The sequence below is a fragment of the Pseudomonas sp. DTU12.3 genome, assembly GCF_004124275.1.
In the GTDB taxonomy this organism is placed as follows: domain Bacteria; phylum Pseudomonadota; class Gammaproteobacteria; order Pseudomonadales; family Pseudomonadaceae; genus Aquipseudomonas; species Aquipseudomonas helmanticensis.
Map to the genome: position 1 here is coordinate 884,935 of NZ_CP027218.1, position 16,608 is coordinate 901,542.

14 protein-coding genes are annotated in these 16,608 nt (G+C 58.8%); 10 read left to right on the forward strand and 4 right to left on the reverse strand.

Features of this window, described 5'->3' with window-relative positions; all coding sequences use genetic code 11:
- Window positions 1-168: 168 nt before the first annotated feature.
- Complete coding sequence (gene azu, locus C2E19_RS03930; RefSeq protein ID WP_008078296.1) at window positions 169-612, forward strand: azurin; 444 nt, start codon at window positions 169-171, stop codon at window positions 610-612.
- Window positions 613-763: 151 nt separating this feature from the next.
- Here azu and nadE read toward each other — a convergent pair whose 3' ends face one another.
- From nadE to C2E19_RS03950, 3 genes are all read right to left on the reverse strand, one after another.
- Window positions 764-1,591, reverse strand: coding sequence for an ammonia-dependent NAD(+) synthetase (gene nadE, locus C2E19_RS03935; RefSeq protein WP_129388343.1), 828 nt, complete (start codon window positions 1,589-1,591; stop codon window positions 764-766).
- 4 nt (window positions 1,592-1,595) lie between these two features.
- Window positions 1,596-2,819 (reverse strand): nicotinate phosphoribosyltransferase, encoded by a 1,224-nt coding sequence (gene pncB / locus C2E19_RS03940; RefSeq protein ID WP_129388346.1) that lies wholly within the window; start codon window positions 2,817-2,819, stop codon window positions 1,596-1,598.
- Window positions 2,820-2,994: 175 nt separating this feature from the next.
- A complete protein-coding gene (locus C2E19_RS03950) occupies window positions 2,995-3,894 on the reverse strand; it encodes a LysR family transcriptional regulator (RefSeq protein WP_129388349.1) in 900 nt (299 codons plus the stop codon).
- A gap of 164 nt (window positions 3,895-4,058) precedes the next feature.
- On the opposite strand from C2E19_RS03950, the gene C2E19_RS03955 reads away from it, so the two are divergent.
- The 9 genes from C2E19_RS03955 to C2E19_RS04005 all read left to right on the forward strand — a co-directional run bounded on the left by C2E19_RS03955 (window position 4,059) and on the right by C2E19_RS04005 (window position 15,287).
- On the forward strand, window positions 4,059-5,549 hold the full coding sequence (locus C2E19_RS03955; RefSeq protein WP_129388352.1) for an aldehyde dehydrogenase family protein: 1,491 nt from the start codon (window positions 4,059-4,061) through the stop codon (window positions 5,547-5,549).
- 154 nt (window positions 5,550-5,703) lie between these two features.
- The gene (locus C2E19_RS03960) at window positions 5,704-6,987 is read left to right on the forward strand and encodes an FAD-binding oxidoreductase (RefSeq protein ID WP_129388355.1); all 1,284 of its coding nucleotides are present in this window, start codon (window positions 5,704-5,706) and stop codon (window positions 6,985-6,987) included.
- Window positions 6,988-7,355: 368 nt separating this feature from the next.
- Entirely contained in the window at window positions 7,356-8,489 is a 1,134-nt protein-coding gene (locus C2E19_RS03965) for a branched-chain amino acid ABC transporter substrate-binding protein (protein WP_129388358.1), read from the forward strand.
- Between the two features lie 241 nt (window positions 8,490-8,730).
- Window positions 8,731-9,645, forward strand: a complete 915-nt coding sequence (locus C2E19_RS03975) for a branched-chain amino acid ABC transporter permease LivH (RefSeq protein ID WP_129388361.1) — start codon at window positions 8,731-8,733, stop codon at window positions 9,643-9,645.
- Window positions 9,646-9,648: 3 nt separating this feature from the next.
- Entirely contained in the window at window positions 9,649-10,950 is a 1,302-nt protein-coding gene (gene livM, locus C2E19_RS03980; protein WP_129388364.1) for a high-affinity branched-chain amino acid ABC transporter permease LivM, read from the forward strand.
- Complete coding sequence (locus C2E19_RS03985; RefSeq protein ID WP_007967487.1) at window positions 10,947-11,819, forward strand: ABC transporter ATP-binding protein; 873 nt, start codon at window positions 10,947-10,949, stop codon at window positions 11,817-11,819. Before livM ends, C2E19_RS03985 begins: the two co-directional genes overlap by 4 nt.
- A complete protein-coding gene (locus C2E19_RS03990) occupies window positions 11,816-12,532 on the forward strand; it encodes an ABC transporter ATP-binding protein (protein ID WP_129388367.1) in 717 nt (238 codons plus the stop codon). The genes C2E19_RS03985 and C2E19_RS03990 overlap by 4 nt, the downstream gene beginning before the upstream one ends.
- A 910-nt stretch (window positions 12,533-13,442) precedes the next feature.
- Window positions 13,443-14,207 (forward strand): SDR family oxidoreductase, encoded by a 765-nt coding sequence (locus C2E19_RS04000; RefSeq protein WP_008087168.1) that lies wholly within the window; start codon window positions 13,443-13,445, stop codon window positions 14,205-14,207.
- Between the two features lie 174 nt (window positions 14,208-14,381).
- Complete coding sequence (locus tag C2E19_RS04005) at window positions 14,382-15,287, forward strand: cation diffusion facilitator family transporter (RefSeq protein ID WP_129388371.1); 906 nt, start codon at window positions 14,382-14,384, stop codon at window positions 15,285-15,287.
- 184 nt (window positions 15,288-15,471) lie between these two features.
- On the opposite strand, the gene C2E19_RS04010 is transcribed toward C2E19_RS04005, so the two are convergent.
- Window positions 15,472-16,605, reverse strand: coding sequence for an AGE family epimerase/isomerase (locus tag C2E19_RS04010; protein WP_129388374.1), 1,134 nt, complete (start codon window positions 16,603-16,605; stop codon window positions 15,472-15,474).
- Window positions 16,606-16,608: the final 3 nt, after the last annotated feature.

The following is a 16,608-nucleotide window of genomic DNA, read 5'->3' on the forward strand; positions in this document are numbered from 1 at the left end:
GCGCCGATCATAGGGCGGGCCGGGGAATCTGGCCGTTAGATTGTCTCGATGAGTGTCATAGCCTGAAAGTTGTATACAATTTTTGACTCAAGTCATAGGAACTTGCGAAGATTTCAGGCAGTCTTTCCACCATTAGTGTTTTTGTTAACCCTGCCTTGGAGATTCACCATGTTTTCCAAAGTTGTTGCGGTATCCCTGCTGGCGCTGGCCAGCAGCCAATTGATGGCTGCCGAGTGCAAAACCACCGTTGACTCCACCGATCAGATGTCCTTCAACACCAAGGAAATCGTGATCGACAAGAGCTGCAAGACCTTCACCGTCGAACTGACCCACTCCGGCAGCCTGCCGAAGAACGTGATGGGCCATAACCTGGTGATCAGCAAAGAAGCTGACATGCAGCCAATCGCTACCGCAGGCCTGGCCGCCGGTATCGACAAGAACTATCTGCCGGAAGGTGACGCACGCATCATCGCTCACACCAAGATCATCGGCGCCAAGGAAACCGACTCGCTGACCTTCGACGTGGCGAAGATTGCAGACGGCGGTTACGGCTTCTTCTGCTCGTTCCCTGGCCACATCTCGATGATGAAAGGCACGATTACCGTCAAGTAATCGAGTCAGGCACAAAAAAAGCGTCCCACGGGACGCTTTTTTGTTTTCTGTAGGAGCTGCCGCAGGCTGCGATCTTTTGATTTTGTTTTTGAAGATCAAAAGATCGCAGCCTCGTCTCACTCGACAGCTCCTACAGGGGGGGGCTTTCAACTTACGGGGCAAACGGCATTACGCGTTTGTGGTGGGTTTTGTTGTAGGTCGCGACGATGATGTCGAACGCTTCCTGACGCACCGGTTCGCCGTGCAGGAAGGCATCGATCTCGGTATAGGTCACGCCGTGGGAGGCTTCGTCCGGTTTGCCCGGTGACAGGTCTTCCAGATCCGCCGTCGGGATTTTCTCGACCAGCGATTCCGGCGCGCCAAAGCTGCGGGCAATCGCCCGAACCTGATTTTTCACCAGACCACTGAGCGGCGCGAGGTCGCAGGCGCCGTCACCGAACTTGGTGAAGAAACCCATCACCGCTTCCGCCGCGTGGTCGGTGCCGATTACCAGACCGTGCGCCGCGCCGGCGATGGTGTACTGGGCGACCATGCGCATCCGCGCCTTGGTGTTGCCAAGGACGAAATCCACCGACACCGCGTGCTTGCCTTCGAAAGCCGCGACTTCAGCGGCCAGCGACTTCACGGCCGGGCCGATGTTGACGGTGTGGCGCTCGTCCGGGGCTATGAAGTCTACCGAGGCTTGTGCGTCGTGTTCATCGAACTGGGTTTCGTACGGCAGGCGCACGGCGATGAATTTGTAGCTGTTGTCGCCGGTCTGGTCGCGCAGTTCGCGCATGGCGCGCTGGGCCAAGAGGCCGGCGGTCAGCGAGTCGACGCCGCCGCTGATGCCCAGCACCAGCGTCTTGAGCCCGGAATTGACCAGGCAATCCTGAATGTAGGTAATGCGCCGGGCGACTTCGGCCTGCAGGGCCTTGTAGTCGGCGAACGGCGGTTGCACTTTGAGCTGCTGCGCAATCTCACGCTGTACGGCTTGCATGAATTCACTCCTTGCTAGATAGACTGGAATCGGCAGGAACCTGGAAAACATGTCGCAAATAGGCGACGAAATTCGGGTCTTTGCAGTGGGACTTGCCTGGCTCGTCGGAGATCTTCGCCACCGGTTGGCCGTTGCAGGCGGTCATTTTAAGCACGATGCTCATCGGTTCAACACCCGCAATGTCACAGGTGAGGTTGGTGCCGATGCCGAAGCTGACGTTGATCCGGCCGTGCAGCGCGCGGAAGATTTCCAGCGACCTGGGCAGGGTCAGGCTGTCGGAGAACACCAGCGTCTTGCTCATCGGGTCGATCCCGAGCTGGTGATAGTGGGCAATGCATTTTTCGCCCCAGACCACAGGATCGCCGGAATCGTGGCGCAGACCGTCGAACAGCTTGGCGAAGAACAGATCGAAATCGCCGAGGAAGGCATCGGTGGTGATGCAGTCAGTGAGGGCGATACCGAGTAGGCCGCGGTATTCACGGACCCAGCAATCGAGCGCGGCGATCTGACTGTCGATCAGCCGTGGGCCGAGTTGCTGGTGCGCCATGATCCATTCGTGGGCCATGGTGCCCAGCGGTTTCATGTCCAGTTCGCGCGACAGATGCACATTGCTGGTGCCGACGAAACGGCCAGGGAAATCGTGCTTGAGCACGTTCACCACTTCTTCCTGCACGCGGTAGGAAAACCGACGTCGCGTGCCGAAATCGGCGACCTGCAGTTGCGACAATTCGTCAGCCGAGGCGTTGGCGGTCAGCCAGTCGAACTTGCGATAGAGCTGCTCGCGCGCCTGTTCGAGCACGGTTTCGCGGTAGCGATAGCGGTTGCGCACTTCGCTGACGATGGCCAGCAGCGGCACCTCGTAGAGAATCACATGCAGCCATGGCCCGCGCAGACGGATGAACAGTTCGCCATTCTCGATGCCGGTGTGCACGTAGCGCAGGTTGAAGCGGAACAACCCGAGGAAGCGCAGGAAATCCGGTTTGAGGAAGCTGATGCGCTCGAGGAAATTCAGTTGATCGGCACTCAGGCTCAGTTCGGCCAGGCGCTCTATCTGGTAGCGGATCTCGGCCAGATACGGGCGTAGATCCTCGCTGTTACGGCAACGAAACTCCCATTCGACTTCAACGTTGGGGTAGTTGTGCAGCACCGCCTGCATCATCGTCAGTTTGTAGAAGTCGGTGTCGAGCAGGTTCTGCACGATGCGATCGGCAAACACACTCTCGCTCATAACGGGGTCTCCAGGTGCGCCGCGCCGTGGCGCGGTCTCAATCAATGGCGCTAGTGGCGCATATCAGCGGTGGGGATTGCCAGCAATTTCTGCTGTGCTTCTGTAGGAGCTGCCGCAGGCTGCGATCTTTTGATGTTGGTTTTCAAAATCAAAAGATCGCAGCCTGCGGCAGCTCCTACAGGGGATTGTCGATCTGTTCGAGCATCCATTTGACGAAGTCGCGCACCTTCGGCACTTCCGCCGCGTGCTCCGGGTACGCGAGGTAATAGGCGTCGGGGCTGGGCATTGCATGCTGCCAGGGAATGACCAATTTGCCGTCGGCCAACTCCTCTTCCACCAGAAACCGTGGCAACAACGCCACGCCGCAGCCGACCTGCGCGGCGCGGATGCACATATAAAAGGTTTCAAAGCGTGGGCCGTGATAGCTGTGTTCGGTTTGGTAACCCTGGCTGTCGAACCAGTCGTGCCACGCCTGTGGGCGCGAGGCATTTTGCAGCAGGACCAGATCGGTGAGCTGCGTCGGGTCAGTAAACGGTGCGTCTGGCAGGCTGCCCGGCGCGCAGACTGGCACCAGCTCTTCGCCGAACAATTTCAGGCATTCCGTGCCGGGCCGCGAACCCTGACCAAAATAAAACGCCAGATCGCTGCGCCCTTGCAGCAAGTCATCGGCTTCCTGTTCGTTGCACAAATCCAGATGAATCGACGGGTGACGCAAACGCCAGCCTTTCAAGCGCGGCACCAGCCAGCGCGCGCCGAAGGTCGACGGCGTCGATACGCGCAGGACTTCGGTTTCGCCGCCGTAGGAACGCAGGTAATGGGTCGACATCTCCACCTGCGTGAGGATTTTTCGTACTTCAACCAGGTACAGATCCCCGGCCGGAGTCATCTGCAAACGCCGACGCACGCGGAGGAACAATAAGTGCTGTAACAATTCCTCCAGTTGCGCGACCTGCTTGCTGACCGCGCTCTGGGTCAGGTTCAGTTCTTCGGCCGCGCGGGTGAAGCTCAGGTGCCGGGTCACGGCTTCGAAGCACTGCAGGGCGGTGATCGAGGGCAAGTGGCGTTTGTTCAGCATGACCGATCCTTTTCTTGTCTTTCTATGCTCAGCATGAATAAACGGAATGATATCTCGCGTAAAGGTCGTTTGTTGCCTTGCCATTGTGACGCTACAACTAAAGGCCTGCCCGGTCGTGCAAACAGCGGCCGCACACATTCAGTTTTTTGCTTGAGGAGTGACCCATGGTTGCCGCATTGCTTGATCGTCTTGGTGTGAACCCGGCCCTTTATCAGAACGGCAAAGTGCCGGTGCATTCGCCCATCGATGGCAGCCGCATTGCCGCCATCAATTGGGAGGGCGCGGCCGAAGTCGAGCAGCACATCAGTCGCGCAGATCATGCGTTCGAACAGTGGCGCAAGATCCCGGCCCCGCGTCGCGGCGAGTTGGTGCGTCAATTCGGTGAAGTATTGCGCGAATACAAGGCCGACCTCGGCGAACTGGTTTCGTGGGAGGCGGGCAAGATCACCCAGGAAGGTTTGGGTGAAGTGCAGGAGATGATCGACATCTGCGATTTCGCCGTCGGCCTGTCTCGTCAGTTGTACGGTTTGACCATTGCCTCCGAGCGTCCGGGCCACCACATGCGTGAAACCTGGCATCCGCTGGGCGTGGTCGGTGTGATCAGTGCGTTCAACTTCCCGGTCGCGGTGTGGGCGTGGAACACCACGCTGGCGCTGGTCTGCGGCAACCCGGTGGTGTGGAAGCCGTCGGAGAAAACCCCGCTGACCGCACTGGCTTGTCAGGCACTGTTTGATCGTGTGGTGAAGAATTTCAGCGATGCGCCGGCGAATCTTTGCCAAGTGATTATCGGTGGTCGCGACGCGGGTGAAGCGCTGGTCGATGATCCGCGTGTCGCCCTGATCAGCGCCACCGGCAGCACGCGCATGGGCCGCGAAGTGGCGCCGAAAGTCGCCGCACGTTTTGCTCGCAGCATTCTGGAGTTGGGCGGCAACAACGCGATGATCCTCGGCCCGAGCGCCGATCTCGACATGGCCGTGCGCGCGATTCTGTTCAGCGCCGTCGGTACCGCAGGCCAGCGCTGCACCACGTTGCGTCGTCTGATCGCCCATGAATCGGTAAAGGAAGAAATCGTCACTCGCCTCAAGGCTGCTTATTCGAAAGTACGTATCGGCAACCCACTGGAAGGCAATCTGGTCGGCCCGCTGATCGACAAGCACAGCTTTGAAAACATGCAGGATGCGCTGGAGCAGGCATTGAGCGAGGGTGGCCGGGTATTCGGCGGCAAGCGCCAACTGGAAGATCAGTTCCCCAACGCCTACTACGTGTCGCCAGCGATTATTGAAATGCCCGAGCAGAGTGATGTGGTGTGCAGCGAAACCTTCGCACCGATTCTGTATGTGGTTGGCTATAACGATTTCGAGGAAGCGCTGCGCCTGAACAACGCGGTGCCGCAAGGGTTGTCATCGTGCATCTTCACCACTGATGTACGTGAGGCTGAGCAATTCATGTCGGCGGTGGGCAGTGATTGCGGGATCGCCAACGTCAACATCGGCCCGAGCGGTGCCGAAATTGGTGGCGCGTTTGGTGGCGAGAAGGAAACCGGCGGTGGTCGTGAGTCGGGTTCCGATGCATGGCGCGGGTACATGCGCCGCCAGACCAACACCGTGAACTATTCGCTGGAGTTGCCGCTGGCGCAGGGCATCACGTTCGACTGAGTTTGGAAAGACGCAGATCCCCTGTGGGAGCGGGCTTGCTCGCGAATGCGGTGTTTCAGTCGACACAGATGTTGGCTGATACGCCGCTTTCGCGAGCAAGCCCGCTCCCACAGGATCAGCAGTGTGTTTGGCAGGTTTCTGTTGGAGTCTGGCAATGCCGTTACGCGAAGAATGTCTGTGGGAAAAGCTCACGCCACAACGGCCGGATAACACCGCGCTGAATGGCGAAGTCAAAGTTGATGTCTGCGTGATCGGCGCCGGGTTCACCGGTTTGTCGGCGGCGCTGCATCTGTTGGAAAAAGGCAAAAGCGTCTGTGTGCTGGAAGCCCATCGCGCCGGCCACGGCGGTTCCGGGCGCAATGTCGGGCTGGTCAACGCCGGCATGTGGATCCCGCCGGACGAGATCGAAGCCGGTTTCGGCGAAGCGGTCGGCAGCCAGCTCAACCGCATGCTCGGGGCGGCGCCGGCGCTGGTGTTCAGCCTTGTGGATAAGTACAACATCGATTGCCAGTTGCGCCGCGAAGGTACTCTGCACATGGCGCACAACGCCAAGGGCGAGGCGGATCTGCGTAGTCGTGAGCAACAATGGAAGCGCCGTGGTGCGCCGGTCGAATTGCTCACCGGCAAGGCCTGCGAGCAAGCCACCGGGACGCAAAAAATCGCCGCCGCACTGCTCGATCGTCGTGCCGGCACACTCAATCCAATGGCTTACGTCAGCGGTTTGGCCAACGCCGTAACCGGCCTCGGCGGGCAGATGTTCGACCATTCGCCGGTCACTCGTCTTGAGCGTCAGGGCTCAAACTGGTCGGTGCAAACCGAGCACGGATCGGTGCTCGCCGAACAAGTGGTCATCGCCTCCAACGCCTATACCGAAGGCGACTGGACCGAACTCAAGCGCAACTTCTTCCCGGGTTACTACTATCAGGTCGCCTCGGTGCCGCTGAGCGAAGACGCCGCGCAGGCAATCCTTCCGGGCGGGCAGGGTTCGTGGGATACCAGACAAGTGTTAAGCAGTATCCGCCGTGACAAAGAAGGGCGCTTATTGCTCGGCAGCCTTGGCAACGGCAACCAGAAACCGACCTGGTTTCTCAAGGCCTGGGCCGACCGGGTACAACAGCATTATTTCCCCAACCTGAAACCGGTTGAATGGGAATGCACCTGGACCGGGCGTATCGCGTTCACGCCTGATCACCTGATGCGTCTGTTCGAACCGGCGCCGGGACTGGTGGCCGTCACTGGCTACAACGGTCGCGGCGTCACCACCGGCACCGTGGTCGGTAAAGCCTTTGCCGATTACTTGTGTAACGGCAATCCACAGGCCCTGCCGATACCCTTTGCACCGATGCAGCCCTTGGCGGGTGTGGGCTTGCGCAGTTGCCTGTACGAGGCCGGGTTCTCGCTGTATCACGCGGGCCAGTGCCTGCGCATCGTCATTTGAGTGTTGAAATATGTTGCCGGAAGCGGCGCTTTTCGATGCAGCGACTAGCCTGTAATGGTGCGGGTTGTAGCAGTCCCGCACCAGCAGTGTGCAGTTCGGTGACGCGGGCTGTTACAGGCTGGTTGCACGTCGTTTGGCGCCGCGGTTGCAATGATGGCGCGTGCGGGTTGCGCCTGAAAAAATAAATGGTTTCACCTTCCGCGGTTTAGACGGTTGCACGCCCAATGAAAATGGGAACGAAACAGTCGAAATAACAAGAAAGCAGCGACTTTTTGAAGAATAAAAAACCGATGGCACGGGCCTTGCTCTGAGCTTTCAGTGAAGTGAAGTCGCTGTGCCAACTAAAAAAAACCTTGGAGCACCACCTCATGTCCCAGACGTTTTACAAGAAAGGCTTTCTGGCCCTCGCAGTGGCTACTGCGTTGGGTGTTTCTGCGTTTGCTCAAGCCGACGTCAAAATCGGTGTAGCGGGTCCAATGACTGGCGCCAACGCGGCATTTGGCGAGCAGTACATGAAGGGTGCACAGGCGGCAGCTGATGCGGTCAACGCGGCAGGTGGCGTCAACGGGGAGAAAATCGTTCTGGTCAAAGGCGATGACGCCTGCGAACCGAAACAAGCGGTCACGGTCGCCAAGGACCTGGTCAACCAGAAAGTCGCTGGCGTAGTCGGTCACTTCTGCTCTTCTTCCACCATTCCAGCCTCGGAAATCTACGACGAAGCCGGCGTTATCGCGATCACCCCGGGTTCCACCAACCCGCAAGTGACCGAGCGCGGCTTGGGCGCCATGTTCCGTATGTGCGGGCGTGACGACCAGCAAGGCATCGTCGCCGGCGACTACATCGTCGACGTGCTCAAAGGCAAGAAAGTCGCGGTCATCCACGACAAGGACACCTACGGCCAAGGCCTGGCGGATGCCACCAAGGCGCAGTTGACCAAGCGTGGTGTGACCCCGGTCATCTACGAAGGCCTGACCCGTGGCGAGAAAGACTTCAGCGCCCTGGTCACCAAGATCCGCGCCGCCGGTGCCGACGTCGTTTACTTCGGCGGCCTGCACCCGGAAGCCGGTCCACTGGTCAAACAACTGCGTACCGAAGGCCTGAAAGACGTGAAATTCATGTCCGACGACGGCATCGTTACCGACGAACTGGTGACCACCGCTGGCGGCCCGCAATACGTCGACGGCGTGCTGATGACTTTCGGCGCCGACCCGCGTCTGCTGCCGGAAAGTAAAACCGTCGTCGATGCCTTCCGCAAGGCCGGCACCGAACCTGAAGGCTACACCTTGTACGCCTACGCCTCGGTGCAAACCCTGGCTGCGGCCTTCAATGGCGCAAAATCCAACAGTGGCGAGAAAGCCGCCGAGTGGCTGAAAGCCAATCCGGTGAAAACCGTCATGGGTGAGAAGGCCTGGGACAAGAAGGGCGACCTGAAAGTCTCCGACTACGTGGTGTACCAGTGGGACGCCAGCGGCAAATATCACCAGCTGGAAAAACAGAAGTAAGGGCTGACGCGATCAACTGAACGCCACAAACCCCTGTGGGAGCGGGCTTGCTCGCGAATGCGGGGTGTCAGTCACCATCAACGGTAGCTGATACACCGCATTCGCGAGCAAGCCCGCTCCCACAGGAGGTGGGGGTGATCAGGTGGATCGTGGCTGACATTGCTCCGACGTAAATCTGTATTTTCCCTAGAAGAGCCGCCCGCCTACAGGTGGGCAGGTTCTCACTGCGTGAGATTGCGTTATGGATGGTATTTTCCTGCAGCAACTGGTCAACGGCCTGACCCTCGGGTCGGTCTATGGCCTGATCGCCATCGGCTACACAATGGTCTACGGCATCATCGGCATGATCAACTTCGCCCACGGCGAGGTTTACATGATTTCCGCTTACCTGGCGGCAATCAGTCTGGCTCTGCTGGCTTACTTCGGTATCGAATCCTTCCCGCTGCTGATGCTCGGCACACTGATCTTCACCATCGTCGTCACGGCGGTGTATGGCTGGGTCATTGAGCGAGTCGCTTACAGACCCCTGCGCAACTCCACCCGACTGGCTCCGCTGATCAGCGCCATCGGTATCTCGCTGATTCTGCAAAACTATGCCCAGATCAGTCAGGGCGCACGCCAACAGGGCGTTCCGACACTGCTCACCGGCGCCTGGCGCGTCGACATCGGCACCGGTTTTGTCCAGCTCACCTACACCAAGGTGTTCATCCTGGTCGCCGCGTTCGTTGGCATGGGCCTGCTGACCTATGTCATCAAGTACACCAAGCTCGGCCGCATGTGCCGCGCCACCCAGCAAGACCGCAAGATGGCCTCGATCCTGGGGATCAACACCGACCGCGTTATCTCTTACGTATTCATCATCGGTGCAGCCATGGCGGCGCTGGCCGGCGTGCTGATCACCATGAACTACGGCACGTTCGACTTCTACGCCGGTTTCGTCATCGGCATTAAAGCCTTCACCGCTGCGGTACTCGGCGGGATCGGTTCGCTGCCGGGTGCGATGTTGGGCGGGATCATCCTCGGCATCTCCGAGTCGCTGTTCTCCGGCCTGGTCAACTCCGACTACAAAGACGTGTTCAGCTTCTCGCTGCTCGTACTTGTTCTGGTCTTCCGGCCGCAGGGCCTGTTGGGCCGTCCTCTTGTGTCGAAGGTGTAAGCGATGTCTTCAACCACCAAAAAAAGCATTGATGTCAAAAAAAGCCTGGTTGAGGCGATTCTTGCCGGCCTGATTGCCCTGATCGTTTTCGGGCCGATTGTCGGTGTCGTCCTTGAGGGGTACAGCTTCAATCTCGAACCGACCCGCGTGGCGTGGATCATCGGCATCGTCATGATTGGCCGCTTCGCCCTCAGCCTGTTCCTGCAAACGCCCAAGGGCCTGAAAATTCTCGACGGATTCGAGAGCACCGGTTCCGGTGTGCACGTACTGCCCAGCGATCATAAATCGAGCCTGCGCTGGATCATCCCGCTGCTGATTGTGCTGGCGGTCATCGTGCCGTTCGTTTCCAACTCCTATCTGCTGGGCGTGGTCATCCTCGGGTTGATCTACGTGCTGCTGGGCCTGGGATTGAACATCGTGGTCGGTCTGGCCGGTCTGCTCGACCTTGGTTACGTGGCGTTCTACGCCATCGGTGCCTACGGTCTGGCGCTCGGTTACCAGTATCTCGGTCTGGGTTTCTGGACCGTCCTGCCGCTGGCGGCAATTACTGCTGGCCTTGCTGGATGCATCCTCGGTTTCCCGGTGTTGCGCCTGCATGGCGACTATCTGGCGATCGTGACGTTGGGCTTCGGTGAAATCATTCGCCTGATCCTCAACAACTGGTTGTCCCTGACCGGTGGCCCGAACGGCATGCCGGCGCCACTGCCGACCTTCTTCGGTCTGGAGTTCGGCAAGCGCGCGAAGGACGGCGGGGTGCCGTTCCACGAGTTTTTCGGCATCGCCTACAACCCGGACGTGAAGTATTACTTCATCTACGCGGTGTTGTTCCTCGTCGTATTGGCCGTGCTGTACATCAAGCATCGTCTGGTGAAAATGCCGGTCGGCCGCGCATGGGAAGCCCTGCGTGAAGATGAAATCGCCTGCCGCTCGATGGGCCTCAACCACGTGCTGGTCAAGCTGTCGGCGTTCACCATCGGTGCATCGACAGCCGGCCTCGCGGGCGTGTTCTTCGCGACCTATCAAGGCTTCGTCAACCCGACCTCGTTCACCTTCTTCGAATCAGCGCTGATTCTGGCCATCGTCGTACTCGGCGGCATGGGTTCGACCATCGGCGTGGTAATCGCCGCATTCGTGCTGACCGTCGCCCCGGAACTGCTGCGCGGCTTCGCCGAATATCGCGTGTTGCTGTTCGGCATCCTGATGGTGTTGATGATGATCTGGCGACCACGTGGGCTGATCCGCATCAGCCGCACCGGGGTCACTCCACGCAAAGGTGCCATTCACTATGAGAGGACTGCGCCATGAGTGAAGTCGTACTCTCTGTTGAAAAACTGATGATGCATTTCGGTGGCATCAAGGCCCTGAGCGATGTCAGCCTGAAGGTCAAACGCAACTCGATCTTCGCTCTGATCGGCCCCAACGGCGCCGGCAAGACCACGGTGTTCAACTGCCTGACCGGGTTCTACAAAGCCTCCGGCGGCAAGATCGAACTGAACGTGCGCGGCCAGCAGACCAACGTCATCCAGCTGCTGGGCGAATCGTTCAAACCGACCGACTTCGTCTCGCCGAAATCCTTCCTCAGCCGTCTGTACTACAAGATGTTTGGTGGCACCCATCTGGTGAACCGCGCAGGCCTGGCTCGGACGTTCCAGAACATTCGCCTGTTCAAGGAAATGTCGGTGCTGGAAAACCTGCTGGTGGCCCAGCACATGTGGGTCAACCGCAACATGCTCGCCGGCATCCTCAACACCAAGGGCTACCGCAAGGCTGAAAGCGATGCGCTCGATTGCGCGTTCTACTGGCTGGAAGTGGTCGACCTGGTCGACTGCGCCAACCGTCTCGCCGGTGAACTCTCCTACGGCCAGCAACGCCGTCTGGAGATTGCCCGGGCCATGTGCACGCGGCCGCAGATCATCTGCCTCGACGAACCGGCTGCCGGCCTCAATCCACAGGAAACCGAAGCGCTCAGCGCGATGATCCGGCTGCTGCGCGATGAGCACGATCTGACCGTGGTGCTGATCGAACACGACATGGGCATGGTAATGAGCATTTCCGACCACATCGTGGTGCTGGACCACGGCATCGTCATCGCCGAAGGCGGGCCTGAAGCGATTCGTAACGATCCGAAAGTGATTGCCGCCTATCTGGGCGCCGACGAAGAGGAGCTGGTATGACGCAACCGATCCTCGAACTCAAAGACCTTGACGTGTTCTACGGACCGATCCAGGCGCTCAAGGGTGTTTCGCTGCAGATCAACGAAGGGGAAACCGTCAGCCTGATCGGCTCCAACGGCGCCGGCAAATCGACGCTGCTGATGTCGATCTTCGGCCAGCCACGAGCGGCCGGCGGGCAGATTATTTATCAGGGCGTCGACATCACCCAGAAGTCATCGCACTACATCGCCTCCCACGGCATTGCGCAATCGCCGGAAGGACGGCGGGTGTTCCCCGACATGACTGTCGAGGAAAACCTGTTGATGGGCACCATCCCGATTGGCGACAAGTACGCCAAAGAGGACATGCAGCGCATGTTTGCGTTATTTCCTCGGCTGGAAGAGCGCCGTACCCAACGGGCGATGACCATGTCCGGTGGTGAACAGCAGATGCTGGCGATTGCTCGTGCCTTGATGAGCCGGCCGAAGTTGTTGCTGCTCGATGAGCCAAGCCTGGGCCTGGCGCCGATTGTGGTGAAGCAGATCTTTGCGACCCTGCGCGAGTTGGCGAAAACCGGCATGACCATTTTTCTGGTCGAGCAGAACGCCAACCATGCGCTGAAACTGTCCGACCGAGCGTATGTGATGGTCAACGGCGAGATCCGCCTGACTGGCACTGGCAATGAGCTGCTGGTGAACGAGGAGGTGCGTAACGCCTATTTGGGCGGGCACTGATTGCTGCAACGTTATACACAGCCCCGGCGACGCAAGTCCCGGGGCTTTTTAATGCTTGCAATCCCCCTGTAGGAGCTGCCGAAGGCTGCGATCTCTTGATCTTTAAAAACACATCAAAAGATCGCAGCCTGCGGCAGCTCCTACAGGGAAAACGGCTGTTCCGTCAAATTGTGGAAAACAAATCCACCAAGCTGTCAAAGCGCGACATATAGACGCTGCAAATGGCTGTTTTTGCACAGTTTTGACTTGTCCCCGTTTACTGTGGAGCTGGCTGTGAATAACGTGGGAGTAGCTGGCTGAAAGCCTCTGGAACCGCGGGTTGCAGCGTTGTGGTTGTTTTTTGATCAGGCGTTTTTACGCGTGCTGGAGTCGCTCTTGTCAACCTTTTTATCCACTCGGCAAAGGGGTTGGTTGCTGGGGTGCAAGCCTGTGGATAAGTCTGTGATTAAACTCTGGAAAGACCTCGCTAAGGGCCGTAATTACTGGCCTCGCGCAATCACTGCACTGACCGCTCGGTCGTGCAAAATGCCATGTGCCGCACATCCGTCACTTCAGGGTCAAGCAAAAAACTTTCTATTTCGCCCGCAAAGCCTTGTGTGGCGCGGCTTTGCGCGTTTCCACTTGCCCCCGGAAACTGTGGAAGGGACTGTGGATAACGTGCGCGCACATGGCTACAGGCCACGCCCTGTATGACGCTCCGGCGATTGATCATTTTTTGAGCTGAAATACGTCCGTGTAGGAGCTGCCGAAGGCTGCGATCTTTTGACCTTCAGAAACAACATCAAAAGATCGCAGCCTTCGGCAGCTCCTACACGGAGGCGGTAGTTGCCCGATATTCGCGGGCCGGGCATGCTGCTGGCTGATTTTCTATTCCAAGGGCTGCTACGGTGGCCGAAGCAAGGAGAACACGATGTCCAACACCCTGTTTATCACCGGCGCGACGTCCGGATTTGGTGAAGCCTGTGCCCGCCGTTTTGCCGAGGCTGGCTGGAAACTGGTGCTGACCGGTCGTCGTGAAGAACGCCTCAATGCGCTGTGCGCCGAGCTGTCGAAGCAGACCGAGGTGCATGGCCTGGTGCTCGATGTGCGTGATCGCAAGGCGATGGAAGAGGCGATTGCCAACCTGCCGCCGTCGTTCGCCAAGCTGCGCGGCCTGATCAACAATGCAGGTCTGGCGCTGGGCGTGGACCCGGCGCCGAAGTGCGATCTGGACGATTGGGACACCATGGTCGACACCAACGTTAAAGGCCTGATGTACGCAACCCGCCTGCTGCTGCCGCGCCTGATCGCCCATGGCCGAGGCGCCGGCATCGTTAACCTCGGTTCGATCGCTGGTAACTACCCGTATCCGGGCAGCCATATCTACGGCGCGACCAAGGCGTTTGTTAAGCAGTTTTCGCTGAACCTGCGTTGCGACTTGCAGGGCACCGGTGTGCGCGTCAGCAATATCGAGCCTGGCTTGTGCGAGAGCGAGTTCTCACTGGTGCGCTTTGCTGGCGATCAGGAGCGTTACAACGCGACCTACGCGGGTGCCGAGCCGATTCAGCCGCAGGACATTGCCGAGACGATTTTCTGGGTGATGAATGCGCCGGCGCACATCAACATCAACAGCCTGGAGTTGATGCCGGTGAGCCAGACCTGGGCTGGGTTTGCGATTGAGCGTAACAAGGCTTAAGGCTGCGCTGAAGCTATTCGCGAGCAGGCTCGCTCCCACATTGGAACGCATTGCAAAGTGGGAGCGAGCCTGCTCGCGAAGGGGCCGCCACAGGCAATAAATCCCGATAAGGTAAACTCCCCTCGCAACAACCCAACCGCACCCCGCGGTTTTCAGGGTTTTCGAGGAGTTAAAGTGAGTAACCGAGGTGAGCAGGCGCTGCTCAAACAATCGACCATTCTGATGTTTGCCGTGGCGATCGCCGGGATCGTTACCGGTTTTGTTTCAGGTTCCCAATCCATCCTTTTTGATGGTTTTTTCTCGCTGATCGCAACCTTCATCAAAGTCCTGATGCTGATCACTGCCAAGTTGATCGCCAAGGAAAGCAACCACCGTTTCCAGTTCGGTTTCTGGCATCTCGAGCCGATGGTGCTGCTGATTGAAGGCAGTTTCCTCCTGTTGATTGCGATCTATGCATTTCTCAACGGTGTGTTCGGCATTATCAACGGTGGCCGCGAGATCGAACTGGGTCTGGTGATCATCTATGCAGGCGTGTTCACCGTGGTCGAGTTCGCCTATTTCTTCTACGTGCGTCGGCGTAACCGCAAACTGAAATCCAGCCTGATCCAGTTCGACAACATCAGTTGGCTGGTGGACGCGATGCTGTCCGTGGGCCTGTTGATCAGTTTCCTTGCAGCGCTGCTGCTCAAGTCGCAGGGCTATGGCCAGTGGGCGGCGTACGTTGACCCGCTGATCCTGATCGTGCTGGCGCTGACCATGTTGCCGCCGGCGTTCAAGATACTTCGGCCGGCACTGCGTGACGTGTTGGGGATCGCGCCGGACACGCTGGATGATCAGGTGCGCCAGGTGATGGATGCGGCGAAGGTCGAGCATGGTTTCGATGATTACGTGTCGTATGTGCAGAAGCACGGGCGGGCGCGGTTTATCGAGATTCATGTGGTGTTGCCGGCCGATTATGCGCTGAGCAATGTCGGGCAGCTGGATGCGTTACGTGAGGAGATTTCGGCGAAGCTGGGCACGCCGGATGCGGCGCGCTGGTTGACTATCAGCTTCACCGGGGACAAGAAGTGGATCGCCTGATGTAACCCTGATTCCTGTTGAGAACACATTTGTGGAGAAGGAGATTTATTGTGGCGAGGGGATTTATCCCCGTTGGGGCGCGAAGCGGCCCTAAAAAGAGCGGGGCCGCTGCGCAGCCCAACGGGGATAAATCCCCTCGCCACAGTAGATCTCCTCAGCACACTGGATCTCATTTTCCATGAGATCAGCGTAAATATTCAGCCAGACCGTGATAGCAAGTCACAAGGTGATACGGCGTGGTCGAAGGCATGTCCTTGCGACTAACCTCACCCAACTCATCCCGGCACTCATGCCAACCACCGGCATGCAGAAAGCGTTGTTGCAACGCCTGCAACTGGCGCAGCACCACGGCTTCGCTGCCCTGACGCAACGTCAGCGCCCGTAGATATTCCGCCTGTGCCCAGATCCGCTGAGTCGAATCCTTCGGCCGTCCATCCAGCTCCAGATCGAGCATCGCCCGCACCGCGCCAGACGGTTGCACCACACCGTATTGCTCGGTGAACGCGAACGCTCGGTCCAGTGCCGCATGCAGTTTCGAACCACGCAACAGCGGCGACGACTCCAGCAGGAAATACCACTCGAACTGATGCCCCGGTTCGTACCAGTTATCCACAGCCCCAAGCGGCTTCTCCATCAATACGCCGTGTGGCGGATCGATGAAGCGCTTGTGCATGGCTGTGCATAACTCCAGCAACGCTGTCTGCGTCTGTGCATCTTCGCGCACGGCCAAGGTGGCGAGGAATGCTTCGGCCAGGTGCATCAATGGATTCTGCAACGGACCGGTTTCAAGGGTGATCCAGTCGCGATCCAGGCACGCCTCGTACAAGCCATCACCGGTGGCAAAGCGCCGACCGATGATTTCCAGCGCCGCGTTCAAGGTCGACTCGACCAGCGGATCACCGGATCGGGCCCAGTAATGCGCGCAGGCGAACAGAATGAAGGCGTGGGTGTAGAGATCCTTGCGCTGATCCAGCGGCTTGCCCTGCGCATCGATGCTGTAGAACCAGCCACCGTGCTCGGCATCGTGGAAGTGCCGTTGCAGGGAACGGAACAGAGTCGCTGCGCGAGCTTCAGCGTTATCCACAACCCCGATCAGACTGGAAAACAGATACAGCTGGCGTGCACAGGCCATCGCGCGATAGCGCTGCGCTGGCAAAGGTTGGTGCGCAGCGTCCAGCGCCTCATAGGGCAACGCCATGTCGGCGTTCCAGCCCGGGCCTTGCCAGAGGGGCACGATCACGTTGACGAAGTGCTGTTGCACAGCGCCGAACAGGGCGGTCAATTCAGGCAGGGCGGTGGAGCGGGAAGCGTGGGGCATGGG